Here is a 15,588-nt window from a genome sequence, read left to right on the forward strand (position 1 = left end):
GATTTTTGGTTTTTAATATTTGTAAAAGTATCGAACTTTTAAAGATTCTGCAAAATAACTTAATCCTTTTATTATCCTACAGATATATTTACTTTTGCCATTCATAGTACAAATACTAGACCAAAGTATGGCATTAGAAGCAAAATATAACGCGAAACTGATTGAAAATAAGTGGTATAACTACTGGATGGAGAATAATTACTTCCATTCTGAGGTAGATGAAAGAACGCCTTATACTATTGTTATTCCACCTCCAAACGTTACTGGAGTACTGCATATGGGGCATATGCTTAATAATACTTTGCAGGATGTATTAATTCGTCGTGCAAGATTACAAGGTTTTAACGCTTGTTGGGTGCCAGGAACAGACCACGCTTCAATTGCAACAGAAGCCAAGGTAGTTGCTAAACTTAAAGCCGAAGGGATAGATAAAGCGAACCTTTCGAGAGAAGAGTTTTTAGAGCACGCTTGGGAGTGGACGCATAAACACGGAGGAATTATCCTTGAACAACTTAAAAAACTTGGTGCTTCTTGTGATTGGGAACGTACTAAGTTTACAATGGATCCAGAAATGTCTGCTTCTGTTATAAAAGTGTTTGTAGACTTGTATAGAAAAGGAAATATCTATCGCGGTTACCGAATGGTAAATTGGGATCCAGAAGCCAAAACTACACTTTCTGATGAAGAGGTTATTTACGAAGAAAAACAAGGGAATCTTTATTACTTAAACTATAAAGTTGAAGGTAGTGAGGATACCTTAACTATCGCTACTACTCGTCCTGAAACAATATTGGGTGATACCGCCATCTGTATTAATCCTAATGACGAACGCTTTGCACACTTACGTGGTAAAAAAGCAATTGTTCCTATCTGCAACCGAGTGATTCCTATTATTAAAGATGAATATGTAGATGTAGAATTTGGTACAGGCTGTTTAAAAGTAACTCCTGCTCACGACGAAAATGATAAAGCTCTTGGCGATAAGCACAATCTTGAGATTGTAGATATTCTTAATGACGATGGAACTCTAAATAGTTTTGGATTGCATTATGAAGGAAAAGATCGTTTTGTAGTTCGCAAAGAAATTGTAAAAGAGCTTGAAGAAATGGGAGTGGTTTCAAAAATTGAAACCCATATGCACAAAGTAGGTACAAGTGAACGTACAGGAGCTGTTATAGAACCAAAGTTGAGTGATCAATGGTTTTTAAAAATGAAGGAGCTTGCTCAACCTGCTTTAGATGCAGTTCTTGAAAAAGATGTAAACCTAGTTCCAGAGAAGTTTATAAACACTTACCGTCATTGGATGGAAAACGTACGCGATTGGAATATCTCAAGACAATTGTGGTGGGGACAACAAATTCCAGCGTATTTCTATGGCGATGGAAAAGAAGACTTTGTAGTTGCTGAAAATATTGAGGAAGCTTTAATACTTGCTCAAGAAAAAACGAATAACAACGCATTAAAGGCTTCAGATTTAACTCAAGATCCAGATGCATTAGATACTTGGTTCTCTTCTTGGTTGTGGCCAATAAGTGTTTTCAACGGAATTTTAGAGCCGGACAATAAAGAAATCAATTATTACTATCCAACAAACGATTTAGTAACTGCTCCTGAAATTTTATTTTTCTGGGTGGCAAGAATGATTATTGCTGGTTACGAATATAGAAATGAAAAGCCTTTTACAAATGTATATCTAACTGGAATCGTTCGCGATAAACAGCGTAGAAAGATGAGTAAGTCTTTAGGTAATTCCCCAGACCCTATAGATTTAATGGAAACTTATGGTGCAGATGGCGTACGTGTGGGAATGCTTTTAAGTTCACCTGCAGGAAACGACTTGATGTTTGATGAAGACTTGTGTAAACAGGGGAGTGGTTTCGTTAATAAAATATGGAATGCCTATAGACTAATCGACGGCTGGGAGGTTTGTCCAGATAAGGAACAGTCGCAAAGTGATGTTATAGCGTTAAACTGGTATAAAAGTAAATTTCAAAAAACACTTGCGGAGATTGAGGATCACTACGGTAAATATCGTATAAGTGATGCTTTAATGGCTACTTACAAGTTGGTTTGGGATGATTTCTGCTCTTGGTTCTTAGAAATGGTAAAACCACCTTACGGTGAGAAAATCGCTAAGAAAACTTATGAGGAAGTAATTTCAGTGCTAGAAGATAATTTAAAAATTCTACATCCATTTGTTCCTTTTATTTCAGAAGAAATTTGGCAACACATAACTAAGCGTGATACTTCTGAAGCTTTGATAGTTTCAGAATGGCCAAAAGCTCAGCCTTTCGACGAAAAGATTATTAAAGATTTCGATTTTGCTTCTGAAGTAATTTCAGGTATAAGAACAATTCGTAAAGAAAAGAATATTTCTTTTAAAGATACAATTGAGCTGTCAGTTTTAAATAACGATAACGCTTCAAAAGATTTTGACGCTGTAATTTCTAAACTAGGAAATATTTCTGAACTTAACTACATTACAGAAAAGCTTGACGGTGCACTAACTTTCCGTGCAAAGAGTAACGAGTACTTTATTCCGATAGCAGGCGCTATTAATGTTGAAGAAGAGATAGCAAAACTAACTGAGGAATTAAAATATACCGAAGGTTTCTTAAAAAGTGTTCAAGGGAAATTGAAGAACGAACGCTTTGTAAATGGCGCTCCTGAAAAGGTAGTTGCCTTAGAAAAGCAAAAAGAAGCTGATGCCCTTGCAAAGATTGAAACCTTGAAAGCGAGTCTAGCTGGTTTAAAATAAATTAAAGGCAAAACTAATAGGTTTAAATTCCTGAAAACCATAAATGTTTAAATTGAACGACCCCATTCGGGGTCGTTTTTTTATAGAATTTATAACTTAAAATATGTGAGTCTTTTAGGATTATTATTTTATAGCGTTTTCTTAATTAGTTTTAAATCGAGGTTAATTTTTTTATTTTGAACAGATTTAGTTTGTATCTTGTTGTAAAATAGATAATTATGGATCAGGCTAAATATAATGAAATGAAAGCAATGCTTCAAAAATTAGAAGACATTAAGAACAGTCAAGAAAGTATTCTAGATAAAATTAATCATGTTATTACCGATTTGTTTCAACACCCAGATAAAGAATTGGAAGAGGCTATGGAGTTAGCACATCAAATGGCGTCGGATAATGTAGATAAAATCCGCGCAGCTATTGAGACTTATGAAATAAAATTCAATAAAGCCCAGCAGTCATAATTTACTTTCTATACAGAAAGTACTGCTTCACAGCTTTAATGTAAAGTTCCTTAGCTTCATCAGGTGTTAAGCCACGAGTTTGGAATAGCGCATTTGTTTTAAAAGCCGAGATATGGGCCTTTCGTCCACTTGGGGGGTGGTCGTCATTTGTAGCGCGTTTGTAGTATGCGTATAAGCGTAATAATACATCGGCAGGAAACGGGTCTTTATGTTCATTAATGCTTTTTACTGCATTTTTAAAGGCGATATCTAACTCTTCCGATGTCATTATTTTTCAGCAATTATTGAAATTCCACCTTTTACTTTTTGGTTTAATTCTACTTTTATTTTGGCATCAAGCGGTAGGAAAATATCTACTCTCGAACCAAATTTAATAAAACCACTATCTGTTGTTTGTTCTACTTTTTGTCCTTCTTCGGCGTAGTTTACTATTCTTTTAGCTAATGCTCCTGCAATTTGTCGGAATAGAACTTCACCAATTACATCATTTTTTACAACAACAGTTGTACGTTCATTTTCTTCAGAAGCTTTAGGGTGCCAAGCAACCAAATATTTTCCTGGATGATATTTACTATACGTAACTGTTCCTCCCACAGGATAGCGGGTTACGTGAACGTTAATTGGGCTCATAAATACCGAAACCTGTAAACGTTTGTCTTTAAAGTATTCTTTTTCGAAAACTTCTTCAATAACAACAACTTTTCCATCTACCGAGGATAACACTTGGTTAGAGTTTGGAGAGAAGTTTCTCTTAGGATTTCTGAAGAATTGCAGGATGAGTAGCAATAAAATAATTAATGAAATAATCACTCCTCCACGAATAGTTGGATGTAGAATAAAAACATTGGCCAATAGGCTTAGTCCGATAACAATTACCAGAGCTATAATTATAATTTTAAAACCTTCTTTATGAAACATTGTCAACTATTAATAAAAACGCATATACAAATGGGCTGGCATAAATTATACTGTCTAATCTATCATATAATCCACCGTGACCTGGCATTATAATTCCACTATCCTTAACTCCGGCTTGCCTTTTAAATTTCGATTGAATTAAATCGCCAATCGTTCCAAATATAGCTACAATTAATGCCATTACAATCCACATCCATAGCGGATATTTTAAGGTGTCTAATTGGCTATAATGTTCTAGGACCTTAAATATAATATATCCTGCTAGCAAAGCTCCTAGCATACCTCCTATAAAACCTTCTATAGTTTTCTTAGGTGAAATACGCTCTAAGAGTTTATGTTTACCGAAATTCTTTCCAATTAGATAGGCAAAGGTGTCATTGCTCCATACTAATATAAAAACAGCCACAATAAGTTCTGGTATAAACCTACCGTCGATATTCATTACGGGAATTAGTGTTAAAAACACAAAACCACTAATGATATAAAATACCACTGTAATGTATTTTTTCTTTTCAAACATTGGGATTTTGCTTGTCCAAAGTACGTCTTTAAGAAGAAATAAATTTACAAAACCACTTAGAATGAGTAAAAGGTAGATGGCGTTATCGTCGAAGACATTATAACTTAAAAAATAAAAACCAGCTGCTAGTAAAAAATAAGCTAGGTAGCTAGTTAAGTGTACAAGTTTTAAGTATTCGCTTAAGGTAATCACTGCAAGTATGAAGAATAACCCCATAAACCATTCGCGCGAGGTAAACATTGCTATGATAATAATCGAAATGTATAATACGCCCGAAAGGGTCCTTACGAGTGTTTCTTTCATATTATAAGTCTTCCAATAGCAACAAATATAGGTTTTTTGTGCTACTTCCATAACTCATAAAATCCTTTTCTTTTTCTTTTTCAGTGTCGAAGTCCTGAATAGTAGTAATGTTGCTTGGGATGTGTTTTAAGCTTTGGTTTTTAATAATTCGCAAACCTTCACTTATGGTTTCAACAATCTGACTTGTAGTTGCAAAAACTACGATGTTAAAAGGAAACTCGCTTAATTTTTTTTCTTTTATCTGGTTAGACGAAAGTAGAATAGAACCGTTTTTAGCTACAAGCGATTCACAAGTAGTAAGAAAAAAGGTTGAATTAGTATTTTTTACAAAGTTGAGGTTAAAGCCATCAAATTTTTCAGAAAGCATTTCATTAAAGCAGAAAACATCTTGCTCATACCAATCATTTTCTAAAAGAATATTATCAAAAGCCTCTTTTATCTCTTCCCAGTTTTCACAATATAAAAATTTACCTCCGTTGTTTTTGAAATTGAAAGTAAATTTCTCATCTACAGGAAGTTTTTGCTCAGGATAATAGGTGCTGTGCTCAGGCAACTCAGACGTTTTAGTCTTAGCTTCTGTTTTTTTATATATTGGATTTAAAAGCCTTTTTAATAGACTCATTAATCAAGTAATTGAGGAGTTTATAAATGCGTTTACTTCAAAGATATAAAATACATTTTGAAGTATAGCAACTAGTTCTGTAATTATTCGTAACAACTCTAAAGTGACAACATAATTATGTTGTCACTCTTGGAGCTTCTTCTGGTTTTTGAAATGGACGCTCTCCAAATATTTTCTCAAGGTTGTCCTTGAAAATAACCTCTTTTTCTAAGAGCACATTTGCTAGTTCTGTAAGTTTATCCTTATTTTCTTCAAGGATTCTAACCGCACGATCATACTGTTCTTCAATAAGTTTTGAAATTTCCTGATCAATAAGTTCAGCGGTTTTTTCGCTGTATGGCTTAGAGAAGTTGTATTCAGATTGACCACTGCTATCGTAATAGGTTAGGTTTCCAACCTTATCGTTAAGACCGTAAATAGTAACCATTGCTCGAGCTTGTTTAGTAACCTTTTCAAGATCGCTTAATGCTCCTGTAGAAATTCGGTTAAATATAACTTTCTCTGCGGCACGACCACCTAGGGCTGCACACATTTCATCCAACATTTGTTCTGGATGAATAATCAGTCTTTCTTCCGGTAGGTACCAAGCAGCTCCTAGAGACTGTCCGCGTGGTACAATTGTTACTTTAACTAATGGAGCAGCGTGCTCTAGCATCCAACTTACAGTGGCGTGACCAGCTTCGTGGAATGCAATGGCACGTTTCTCGTCCATAGTCATTATTTTGTTCTTCTTTTCAAGACCACCAACTATTCTATCTACCGCATCAAGGAAATCTTGTTTACCAACAGACTGCTTACCTTTTCTAGCAGCAATTAAAGCAGCTTCATTACAAACGTTTGCTATATCAGCTCCGGAGAAACCTGGTGTTTGTTTTGATAAGAAATCGGTGTCTAAGTCTTCTCCCTTTTTTAAAGGACGTAAATGCACTTCAAAAATTTCTTTTCTTTCGCGAACGTCTGGAAGATCAACATAAATTTGCCTGTCAAATCGACCGGCTCTCATTAGAGCTTTATCAAGAACATCAGCTCTGTTTGTTGCAGCAAGTACAATAACATTAGAATCTGTTCCGAACCCATCCATTTCGGTTAAAAGCTGGTTTAATGTGTTTTCGCGCTCGTCGTTTCCACCTGAAAAATTGTTTTTTCCACGTGCACGACCAATTGCGTCAATCTCATCAATGAATATAATTGCTGGAGATTTTTCTTTAGCTTGTTTAAATAAATCACGTACACGAGAAGCACCTACACCCACAAACATTTCAACGAAATCTGAACCTGAAAGTGAGAAGAAAGGTACTTTTGCTTCACCTGCAACGGCTCTAGCTAAAAGAGTTTTCCCTGTACCTGGAGGTCCAACTAGTAATGCACCTTTAGGGATTTTACCTCCTAGAGACGTGTATTTCTCTGGGTTTTTTAGGAAGTCTACAATTTCTTGAACTTCTTCCTTTGCACCTTCTAATCCTGCAACATCTTTAAAAGAAGTTTTGATATCGGTTTTTTCGTCAAATAGTTTAGCCTTAGACTTTCCTATGTTGAACAATTGTCCACCAGGACCACCACCTCCAGCTCCAGAAGACATTCTACGCATAATGAATATCCAAATTGCAATAATAATTACAAATGGAAGTATTCCCATCAAGATATCACCCCATACATTTGTATCTGTATCGAAATTTAAACTAGTAGTTAAATCGTTTTCAGCTTTTATTTGTTGAAAATCTTGTTGAAATAACTGTAAGTCTCCAAATTCAAACTGGTAAGTTGCGTCATTTGTGCCTGGCTCTAAAAAAGAGGGTGCATTTCCTTTAGGAGCGTGTATTTCTTTTGCTTTGGCTTCTTCAGTAAGATACACCTTAGCAATTTTCTTGTTGATTACTTCAACGCGTTCAACGTCACCAGCCTTTAAAAATTCTTCAAATTGCGCTTGATTGGTTTTAGCAGGCTGAGACCAGCTACCACCACCAAAGATTTGTAATCCAAAAAATAATAAAATTATAGCACCGTAAATCCAATAATAATTTGGCCTAGGTTTTTTGGATTCGTTTTTCTTGTTTTTATTGTCTTGAGCCATAAGGCAGTCTTCTTTTTAATGAGTTGTTTCTATTTTAACCGATTTTGCATCGCCCCAAAGTCCTTCAATATCATAAAATTCACGGATATGCTTTTGGAAAACGTGTACAACTACGTGAACATAGTCCATAAGTATCCACTCGGCGTTGTCGCTACCTTCAACGTGCCAAGGCTTTTCCTTTAATTCTTTGCTTACTGATTTTTGAACCGAGTTTACAATGGCATTAACTTGTGTGTTAGAGGTACCATTGCAAATTATAAAATAGTCACATACTGTGTTTTCTATCTCTCTTAGGTCTAAGATTTCTATATCCTGTCCCTTAACATCTTCAATCCCTCGTATTATTTGAGCAATAAGTTGATCTGTTCCTGCTTGTTTTTTTTGCATTAAATATCTTTCTTTTCTATTTCGCAAAGTTATTACTTTTTTGTTTCTTGAACCGCTTAAATTAAGTAATACTAAACTAAATTATTGTTTTGAAGATAATCAAACTTAATGCCACCCATTCAACCAACTCGTATATGAAGGAATTGCTGCGTGAAAACCTGCTTTCAGATCTTACGGTTGTACTAGCTAAACAACAAACTTCCGGTCGTGGACAAATGGGAGCTTCTTGGTTTTCAAAACAAGGACAAAGCCTTACATTTAGTGTGTTTAAAGATTTTAAAGGGCTGGCAGCAGAATATCATTTTATTATTTCCATGGCAGTTTCAACAGCTATTTATGATGCTTTAAATAACCTAAATATCCCAAATCTTTCTGTAAAATGGCCTAACGACATAATGTCAGCCAAAAAAAAAATTGGCGGTATTTTAATTGAAAATGTACTTAAAGGCAGTAATGTACAGTATTCAATTATAGGAATTGGGCTAAATGTTAATGTAATATCTTTCCCGGATTTGCCTCAAGCGAGTTCTATGAAGCTCGAATCTGGCAGGGAATTTATTTTAGATGAAGTTTTACTTGAAGTTTTAAATTCGTTGTCTAAAAGTTTGGAAAATCTTTCAGTTGCAGATTTTGTAGAAAAGAAAAAGCTTTTTGAAGATCGACTGTTTAGGAAAGATGTTATTTCGGTATTTGAAGATCAAAAAGGATTTCGGTTTAATGGAATTATAAAAGGGGTTAGCGACTTGGGAGAGCTTTTAGTAGAAACTGAAAACGAAAAAATTCAAAATTATCAATTAAAGGAAGTTAAGCTTATTTTCTAAAAATAAAAACGGAACTAAAATTTTGCTTTAGCCCCGTTCTCAATATATATTACCATAAATAAGTCTACAGCTTTTCTAAGTTTGAGGCTAGCGTTTCAATAAATTTTGATATAGGACTTTTTATCATCATAGCCATCATACTATTAAATTCTCCTTCAAAAAGTAATTCAGCAGTAGACGATGTATCGGATACACTTTCAATATCGCTTTTTAAAGTAAACGGAAGTTTGTCGCTAATCGCTCCTAAAACTACTTTATTAGGGCTGTCTACTTCTTTAATTTCTAAAGCTATTTCAGGCATACCTTTTAACGCAAATACGAAAGCATTGTCTCTAATTACTTCAAATTTACTAATGGTGTCTGGCATCAAGCCTTCATAGTTTTTTACATCCGCCAAAAATTCGCACAGCTCTGAAGCTGATTTTTGAACCGTTACTTTTTTACTGTTTAATTTCATTATTAAAATTATTAAGTCTGTTATTTTTTATTTTTATACTACTAACTACTGTCCCCAAGTTTCAGGGTTGGTTCTCCATTCGCCAAGTAATCTTGCTTCATCAGCGCTTATGTACTTCGACTTTTCAGCTTCTTGTAGTAACAATTCATAATTGCTAAGGGTGCTTAACTCTACATTAGCATTCTTGAAGTTTTCCTCTGCAATATTAAAGCCATAACTAAAAATAGCAAACATTCCCTTTACATTAGCATTTGCTTCTTTAAGTGCTTCTACAGCCATAAGGCTGCTTTTTCCTGTGCTAATTAAATCTTCAACTACAATAACATTGGTATTGGGTTCAAGGTGACCCTCAATTTTATTTTTTCGTCCATGACCTTTAGCTTCCGGTCTTACGTAACAAAAAGGAACGTTAAGATAGTCTGCTACTAAGGCGCCAATACCAATTGCTCCAGTGGCTACACCAGCTATCATTTCTGGCTTTCCGTAGGTCTCTTCAATTTGTTTAGCGAGGTTTTCACGAATGTAATTTCGAATTGTTGGATACGAAAGTGTTATCCTATTATCACAATAAATGGGAGATTTCCATCCCGAAGCCCATGTAAAAGGGTTTTGTGGTTGTAATTTTATTGCATTAATTTGCAATAATAATGCTGCGGTTTTTTGTGCCGTTTCCTTATTTAATATCATACTACAAATGTATAAAGTTTTTGTAAAAGAAATTCCCATTATTCTTTCTACGGAAAAAAATATTGGCGAACACTATACAACCATACCTTTAAAGCAAGCGCGTTTTAAAAAATTGGTTAAAAAGATTAACAACGGCGAACTTCTCTATGTTAATCTTTATCACAAGAATGCGGAAAAATTAGAACGTTTTCTTCGGAAAAAAATAAAAGTAGTAGAAGCGGCTGGGGGATTAGTTTATAATAGTAAAAAAGAAATTCTTTTTATAAGACGTAACGGGAAATGGGATCTGCCTAAAGGAAAAATTGAAAAAGGAGAAAGTTATAGGGAAGCTGCAATCCGTGAGGTAGAAGAAGAAACAGGGGTAGAAGGTCTTGAAATTCGTGACTTTATAATGAAAACGTATCACGTTTTTACTAGAAACAATAAGTACCGACTTAAAATTACTCACTGGTATGAAATGTATACCGATTACGACGGCCCTTTAACTCCTCAACCTGAAGAGGGCATTAAAAAAGCAAAATGGAAAAATTTTGAAAAATCCCAGGATGCTTTAAAAAATTCTTATGAAAACATTAAACTTCTCTTTCCAAAAGAATATTTAACTACCCACCCTAATGATAGGATAACGAAGATGTGATTTTTCGTAATAAGGGGATTGTTTGTGAATCCAATCTAATTGCAAATACCAATTTTGTGCAAATTCAGGTTGGTTTTGTTTTTTCGTCTCAAACTTTTCTTTGATTTTCGGATTCTTATTTAAAAACTCCTCGGCCAAATCCTCCCATACATAAGGAGAAAATCCTTCTTTTTGTTGTAAAATAGCGTCAAAGAAATTCCAATTGAAAAATGAATCTTGTGCTGAAGGCTCTAAAGTTTCAATTATATATCTTAACCCTGGTTGCTGGGTTTTAACTAAAATGTCTCCTTTGTTTACTGTAACGTTCTCTGTAGTCTTATCCACCTTGGTGTTATAATGTAAATAATGACCTTCGTATGGACTTTTTACTGTTCGGTATTCGGCAATTCTATAAACTTCGGAAGTGATAATTGTGTCATATTCAATTTTTGAATAAGTTATGTTGTTTAATTTTAAAAGTTCGATAATATTCCAGTACCCCTTCGGAATTATATATGCCGAAGGAATTTTGATAGAATCGTTTGCTTTAAAGTTATTGTAGTAGGTAACAGTTTTATCGAAAGGCTTATTTCTATTATACTTTAATCGTTTTTGTCCTGTAATTTTGCTTGGTATAAAATCACTTTCATAGCCTTTGAAGTTAAGTGAAGTTGTTTTGGTTGAATCAACCTTCCAAGAAATAGGGTAGTAGCTTCCAATTTTGTACTTTTTAATAGCATCTTGTCTTAATGAATTAATTTTTGCGGCATTTGAATCTGCAATGGCTATAAAACTTTTCATTAATTCATAAGTTCCTTCAACTCTATCTTTATAGGGTTTTAGCATATGAGTTTCTACCATCATTCCCATAGTGTTGAATAACGCGCTATAACCTGTTGAATATCTAGGAGAGTCCATAAACTGTGAAAATCCGATTTCTGGTTTATTGTTGAATACATTAACATAAGGTGTGATGTCCCATTGTTTTTGCTTTAAAGATTTCTCAAATTCAGGAATAAATGAAGTTTCAAGATAGCTACCTAATTCACCACCTAGTTTGTTGTGTTGCGTAAATAGGTGGGTGAGTGTGTATTGGTAATCTGCGCCATTGCTAACGTGATTGTCGATAAATAGATCTGGATTGAGCCATTGAAAAATTTCAGCAAATGATTTTGCGTTTTTAGTATCACATTTTATAAAATCTCTATTTAGGTCGTAGTTTCTAGCATTCCCACGAAACCCATATTCCTTAGGGCCGTTTTGATTTGTTCGGCTTGTGCTATTTCTATTTAGTGCCCCTCCTATATTATAAATAGGTATTGTAGCTATAATTGTGTTTTTCGGACTAGGAATACTGTTTTTGGATAATTCTCCAAAAAGCCGCATAGTGGCGTCTATACCATCAGGCTCTCCAGGGTGTATTCCATTATTTATTAATAAAAGGTTTTTATCATTTTTTGAAAATGAGCTGTGGTTTAGATTGTTTTGGATAATCTCTGAATTATATATTACTATATGTAAAGGTTGTCCGCTATCGGTTTCTCCCATTTCAAAAATATGTACTCTCTTATCTCTGACAGCTAAATTTTTATAAAACGTAATGCTTTCGTTGTATGTTGAAGTTTTATTTAAATCTGGGTAATCAATAATTGCCTGAAGTTGCTTCTGTTGTGTTTGTCCGTTTAGATTTATAGAATAACCAAAAAGTATAATACTAAGTGCTAAGAGGTGATTTTTCATCTGCTAATAATTTATGAGGAAATTTGTTAAATTCGGTGTTCAACCTATGATTGCTTTAAATTTAACAATGTAAAAATAGAAAAATTAGCACTAAATTATTTGTAAATCTTATTTGGTTGGTTATATTTGCTTCTATTAATTAAACTTAAAACTTTTTATTATGAAAAAAATTACTCTTTTAGCCTCGGCTCTTTTAATGACCGCAGCGACTTTTGGTCAGAATGTACTTGTTGATCGTATCGCAGATAACACAACAGGTTTAATTTCTACAAAAGGAGATGATGGTACTGGTGTTTACTGTGCTGATTACTTTGCTTTAACTTCTGATGTTGCTCTTGGAGATCTTACTGTTTACGGTCTTAACTCTAACTTTGGTTTAATTGAACCTTTTACTACTGGATTTAACGTATACATTTATGAGATTTCTGGTGCTATTCCAGGTGGAAACCCAGAAGTGGCTGGATCAGGTGTTTTAGAATTAGGTGATATAGATCCTTCTTTATATACGCTTACTGAGGATGGAGCTGGTTCTTCTGAATTCAAAATAAACATTACTGATGCAAATGGTGGTAACCAAGTTGTACTTCCTGCTGGTGTTTACTGGGTATCTGTTTTCCCAAGTGTAGATGGTGGACCAGCTGATGATGGACGTTGGAACTGGTTTGGTTCTTTGTCTTCTTTTCCTAATGAAGAGCCTGTGTTAATTGACCCATCTGATCTTTTTGGTGCTGGAGCACAGAACTGGACTAACATCTCTGGATTAATTGGTGAGTCTTTCCCAAGTTTTGCTTGGAACTTAACTGATGAGCCAGCTGCATCTATCGGTGACAACCTTGCTGAAATGATCGCTGTTTACCCTAACCCTACTACTGATGTTCTTAACTTGAACATTCCTTCAAGCATCGAAGTTACTAACGTAGCTATGTATGATGTATTAGGTAAAAACGTAGGTGCTGTATACAGCAACGGAACTATCAATACTTCTTCTTTTGCACAAGGTGTTTACACTTTAAAAGTTGAAACTACTTCAGGTACTCTTACTCAAAAAGTAGTAAAGCAATAAGAATTTTAAAATTCTAAATATTAAAATCCCGGCCTTATGGTCGGGATTTTTTTGTTTCTAAATTGGCGTTTCTAAAGTTGTATTTAATGGGATTGGCTAGCTATGTTAATCTTGAGTAGATTGTGCCTAAAACCGCTTTTATTTAAGCTTATAAGAGTTGAGTGGTAATTGGTAGAGTTGATGTTAAAAGAATGTAGCGTTAATGCTTATTGATTTGCTGGGGATATAATTATAGGTATAGTGTTGATTATAAATATAAATCGTGGGGGCTAAGGTTATTATTGACTTCCGAACAAAAAAAATCGCCATTGAAATTTTCTTCAATGGCGATTTTAAATTTATATTGAAAAGAGTTCTAGCCGTTCATAGAAATTAGGAACTCTTCATTGTTCTTGGTTTGCTTAATTCGATCGTTAATAAACTCCATAGCTTCAATAGGATTCATATCGGCTAGGTATTTTCTAAGAACCCACATACGCTGTATTGTGTTTTCATCTAGCAGAATATCATCTCTACGAGTACTTGAAGAGGTAAGATCTATAGCAGGGAAAATTCTTCTATTTGAAATCTTTCTATCCAATTGAAGCTCCATGTTTCCTGTACCTTTAAATTCTTCAAAAATAACCTCGTCCATTTTAGAGCCGGTTTCGGTTAAGGCTGTTGCTATAATACTTAATGAACCACCGTTTTCAATATTACGGGCAGCACCAAAGAAACGTTTTGGTTTATGTAGTGCATTTGCATCAACACCTCCACTTAATATTTTACCACTTGCAGGTTGAACTGTGTTATAGGCACGAGCTAAACGAGTTATAGAATCTAATAAAATCACAACATCGTGACCACATTCTACCAATCTTTTAGCTTTATCTATTACCAGGTTTGCTACACGAACGTGTTCTGTTGCTTCTTTGTCAAAAGTAGAAGCTACAACCTCACCTCGAACGTTACGTTGCATGTCGGTAACTTCTTCAGGACGTTCATCAATTAATAAAATAATTTGATAAACTTCTGGGTGATTGGCGGCAATTGCATTTGCAATATCTTTTAGCAACATTGTTTTCCCAGTCTTTGGTTGAGAAACAATCATACCACGTTGTCCTTTTCCAATAGGAGCAAAAAGATCAATTATTCTTGTAGAAATTGTACTTTGCTTTTCAGCTAGTTTAAATTTTTCCTGTGGAAAAAGTGGCGTTAAATGTTCAAATGATACGCGATCGCGAACTACATTTGGGTTTAATCCATTAATTTTATTTACTTTAATTAAAGGGAAATACTTTTCACCTTCTTTTGGAGGACGTACTTCACCTAAAACTGTATCTCCGGTTTTTAAGCCAAAAAGTCTAATTTGTGATTGTGAAACATAAATATCATCAGGAGAAGATAAGTAATTATAGTCGCTAGAACGTAAAAATCCGTAGCCGTCTTGCATTATATCTAGAACTCCTTCGCTTTCTATTATCCCTGCAAACTCGTAATCTGGCTCACGGTAACGGTTACGTGAATCTTTATTGCCGTTGTTGCGATTATCGTGTGTATTGCCATCTTTTTGTTTGTGGCTTTGATGTTTTTGTCTGTTGTCTGTGTTGTTTTTATCAGTACGTTGATTTTTATCTCTGTCGTCTGATTTATTTGGACGATTTGAAGGGGAAGATTTCTGGTGTTGTGATTTTCTATCGCTATCTTTATTATCAGATTTAGAAGGTTTCTTCACATCATCCTTTTTATCGTCGTCACTCTTCTTATCGTGATGTTTCTTTTGCGATTGTGGCTTATTAGTTTGAGGTTTATTACCTCTGCTTTCATCCTTTTTAGGATTTGCCTGCTTTTCTTTGTTGCCACTATTTTTTGAAGACTCAGTTTTTTTCTCTTCCTTTTTAGGAGATGAAGAAGAATCATCTGACCCAAGTACAGCTTTAACAGCTTTAGGGTTAGCAGCTTGATAATCGAGTATTTGATAAACTAAATCTAATTTTTTTTGTGTGCGGAATTTTGGCACTTTAAGTTCTTTGGCTATTTCCTGTAATTCAGGAAGCTTTTTACTTTTTAATTCTGAAATTTCAAACATGTAATGAATGCTGTAGTTAAAATTTATACTATTTAATTCCTTTTGAGAAGGTAAGTAAGTTGAAAATGTTTTTTGAAGACTAAGTAACCTTTATTG

General features: G+C 34.4%; 15 protein-coding genes. 5 read left to right on the plus strand and 10 right to left on the minus strand.

Annotated elements, in window-relative coordinates; translation table 11 throughout:
* The first annotated feature begins 127 nt into the window (after nt 1–127).
* Together H4O20_RS04805 and H4O20_RS04810 are read left to right on the plus strand one after the other, a co-directional pair.
* Nucleotides 128–2,758, plus strand: coding sequence for a valine--tRNA ligase (locus H4O20_RS04805; protein WP_185098539.1), 2,631 nt, complete (start codon nt 128–130; stop codon nt 2,756–2,758).
* 218 nt (nt 2,759–2,976) lie between these two features.
* Complete coding sequence (locus tag H4O20_RS04810) at nt 2,977–3,219, plus strand: hypothetical protein (RefSeq protein WP_139855859.1); 243 nt, start codon at nt 2,977–2,979, stop codon at nt 3,217–3,219.
* A gap of 1 nt (nt 3,220) precedes the next feature.
* Here H4O20_RS04810 and H4O20_RS04815 read toward each other — a convergent pair whose 3' ends face one another.
* The 6 genes from H4O20_RS04815 to rsfS all read right to left on the minus strand — a co-directional run bounded on the left by H4O20_RS04815 (nt 3,221) and on the right by rsfS (nt 8,040).
* Nucleotides 3,221–3,487 carry an acyl-CoA-binding protein gene (locus H4O20_RS04815; RefSeq protein ID WP_139855860.1) on the minus strand — a complete coding sequence of 89 codons (267 nt, stop codon included), beginning with the start codon at nt 3,485–3,487 and terminating at the stop codon, nt 3,221–3,223.
* A complete protein-coding gene (locus H4O20_RS04820) occupies nt 3,487–4,137 on the minus strand; it encodes a phosphatidylserine decarboxylase family protein (RefSeq protein WP_185098453.1) in 651 nt (216 codons plus the stop codon). The genes H4O20_RS04815 and H4O20_RS04820 overlap by 1 nt, the downstream gene beginning before the upstream one ends.
* Nucleotides 4,127–4,960 carry a phosphatidate cytidylyltransferase gene (locus tag H4O20_RS04825; RefSeq protein ID WP_185098454.1) on the minus strand — a complete coding sequence of 278 codons (834 nt, stop codon included), beginning with the start codon at nt 4,958–4,960 and terminating at the stop codon, nt 4,127–4,129. The genes H4O20_RS04820 and H4O20_RS04825 overlap by 11 nt, the downstream gene beginning before the upstream one ends.
* A gap of 1 nt (nt 4,961) precedes the next feature.
* On the minus strand, nt 4,962–5,582 hold the full coding sequence (locus H4O20_RS04830; protein ID WP_185098455.1) for an LUD domain-containing protein: 621 nt from the start codon (nt 5,580–5,582) through the stop codon (nt 4,962–4,964).
* Between the two features lie 115 nt (nt 5,583–5,697).
* Nucleotides 5,698–7,653 (minus strand): ATP-dependent zinc metalloprotease FtsH, encoded by a 1,956-nt coding sequence (gene ftsH, locus H4O20_RS04835; RefSeq protein WP_185098456.1) that lies wholly within the window; start codon nt 7,651–7,653, stop codon nt 5,698–5,700.
* A gap of 15 nt (nt 7,654–7,668) precedes the next feature.
* Nucleotides 7,669–8,040, minus strand: a complete 372-nt coding sequence (gene rsfS / locus H4O20_RS04840; protein WP_139855865.1) for a ribosome silencing factor — start codon at nt 8,038–8,040, stop codon at nt 7,669–7,671.
* 89 nt (nt 8,041–8,129) lie between these two features.
* On the opposite strand from rsfS, the gene H4O20_RS04845 reads away from it, so the two are divergent.
* On the plus strand, nt 8,130–8,861 hold the full coding sequence (locus H4O20_RS04845; protein ID WP_185098457.1) for a biotin--[acetyl-CoA-carboxylase] ligase: 732 nt from the start codon (nt 8,130–8,132) through the stop codon (nt 8,859–8,861).
* Nucleotides 8,862–8,925: 64 nt separating this feature from the next.
* Here H4O20_RS04845 and H4O20_RS04850 read toward each other — a convergent pair whose 3' ends face one another.
* Nucleotides 8,926–9,318 (minus strand): SRPBCC family protein, encoded by a 393-nt coding sequence (locus H4O20_RS04850; protein ID WP_139855867.1) that lies wholly within the window; start codon nt 9,316–9,318, stop codon nt 8,926–8,928.
* A 45-nt stretch (nt 9,319–9,363) separates the two neighbouring features.
* Complete coding sequence (pyrE, locus tag H4O20_RS04855; protein WP_185098458.1) at nt 9,364–10,005, minus strand: orotate phosphoribosyltransferase; 642 nt, start codon at nt 10,003–10,005, stop codon at nt 9,364–9,366.
* Between the two features lie 7 nt (nt 10,006–10,012).
* On the opposite strand from pyrE, the gene H4O20_RS04860 reads away from it, so the two are divergent.
* A complete protein-coding gene (locus tag H4O20_RS04860) occupies nt 10,013–10,642 on the plus strand; it encodes an NUDIX hydrolase (protein ID WP_139855869.1) in 630 nt (209 codons plus the stop codon).
* Here H4O20_RS04860 and H4O20_RS04865 read toward each other — a convergent pair.
* Complete coding sequence (locus H4O20_RS04865; RefSeq protein WP_185098459.1) at nt 10,604–12,361, minus strand: M14 family metallopeptidase; 1,758 nt, start codon at nt 12,359–12,361, stop codon at nt 10,604–10,606. The two genes, H4O20_RS04860 and H4O20_RS04865, sit on opposite strands and share 39 nt — an antisense overlap.
* Before the next feature lie 160 nt (nt 12,362–12,521).
* On the opposite strand from H4O20_RS04865, the gene H4O20_RS04870 reads away from it, so the two are divergent.
* Complete coding sequence (locus H4O20_RS04870; protein ID WP_185098460.1) at nt 12,522–13,424, plus strand: T9SS type A sorting domain-containing protein; 903 nt, start codon at nt 12,522–12,524, stop codon at nt 13,422–13,424.
* A gap of 355 nt (nt 13,425–13,779) precedes the next feature.
* Here the strand turns inward: H4O20_RS04870 and rho are convergent, their stop codons facing one another.
* On the minus strand, nt 13,780–15,492 hold the full coding sequence (gene rho / locus H4O20_RS04875) for a transcription termination factor Rho (protein WP_185098461.1): 1,713 nt from the start codon (nt 15,490–15,492) through the stop codon (nt 13,780–13,782).
* Nucleotides 15,493–15,588 lie beyond the last annotated feature (96 nt).

The sequence above is a fragment of the Aequorivita sp. 609 genome (assembly GCF_014212065.1).
GTDB lineage: Bacteria > Bacteroidota > Bacteroidia > Flavobacteriales > Flavobacteriaceae > Aequorivita > Aequorivita sinensis.

Excerpts from the sequence above, each read along its gene's own strand:
- rho (WP_185098461.1), bottom strand. The coding sequence starts at position 15,492 with ATGTTTGAAATTTCAGAATTAAAAAGTAAAAAGCTTCCTGAATTACAG.
- H4O20_RS04825 (WP_185098454.1), bottom strand. The coding sequence starts at position 4,960 with ATGAAAGAAACACTCGTAAGGACCCTTTCGGGCGTATTATACATTTCG.
- H4O20_RS04850 (WP_139855867.1), bottom strand. The coding sequence starts at position 9,318 with ATGAAATTAAACAGTAAAAAAGTAACGGTTCAAAAATCAGCTTCAGAG.
- H4O20_RS04820 (WP_185098453.1), bottom strand. The coding sequence starts at position 4,137 with ATGTTTCATAAAGAAGGTTTTAAAATTATAATTATAGCTCTGGTAATT.
- H4O20_RS04870 (WP_185098460.1), top strand. The coding sequence starts at position 12,522 with ATGAAAAAAATTACTCTTTTAGCCTCGGCTCTTTTAATGACCGCAGCG.
- ftsH (WP_185098456.1), bottom strand. The coding sequence starts at position 7,653 with ATGGCTCAAGACAATAAAAACAAGAAAAACGAATCCAAAAAACCTAGG.
- H4O20_RS04815 (WP_139855860.1), bottom strand. The coding sequence starts at position 3,487 with ATGACATCGGAAGAGTTAGATATCGCCTTTAAAAATGCAGTAAAAAGC.
- H4O20_RS04810 (WP_139855859.1), top strand. The coding sequence starts at position 2,977 with ATGGATCAGGCTAAATATAATGAAATGAAAGCAATGCTTCAAAAATTA.
- pyrE (WP_185098458.1), bottom strand. The coding sequence starts at position 10,005 with ATGATATTAAATAAGGAAACGGCACAAAAAACCGCAGCATTATTATTG.
- H4O20_RS04865 (WP_185098459.1), bottom strand. The coding sequence starts at position 12,361 with ATGAAAAATCACCTCTTAGCACTTAGTATTATACTTTTTGGTTATTCT.
- rsfS (WP_139855865.1), bottom strand. The coding sequence starts at position 8,040 with ATGCAAAAAAAACAAGCAGGAACAGATCAACTTATTGCTCAAATAATA.
- H4O20_RS04805 (WP_185098539.1), top strand. The coding sequence starts at position 128 with ATGGCATTAGAAGCAAAATATAACGCGAAACTGATTGAAAATAAGTGG.
- H4O20_RS04860 (WP_139855869.1), top strand. The coding sequence starts at position 10,013 with ATGTATAAAGTTTTTGTAAAAGAAATTCCCATTATTCTTTCTACGGAA.
- H4O20_RS04830 (WP_185098455.1), bottom strand. The coding sequence starts at position 5,582 with ATGAGTCTATTAAAAAGGCTTTTAAATCCAATATATAAAAAAACAGAA.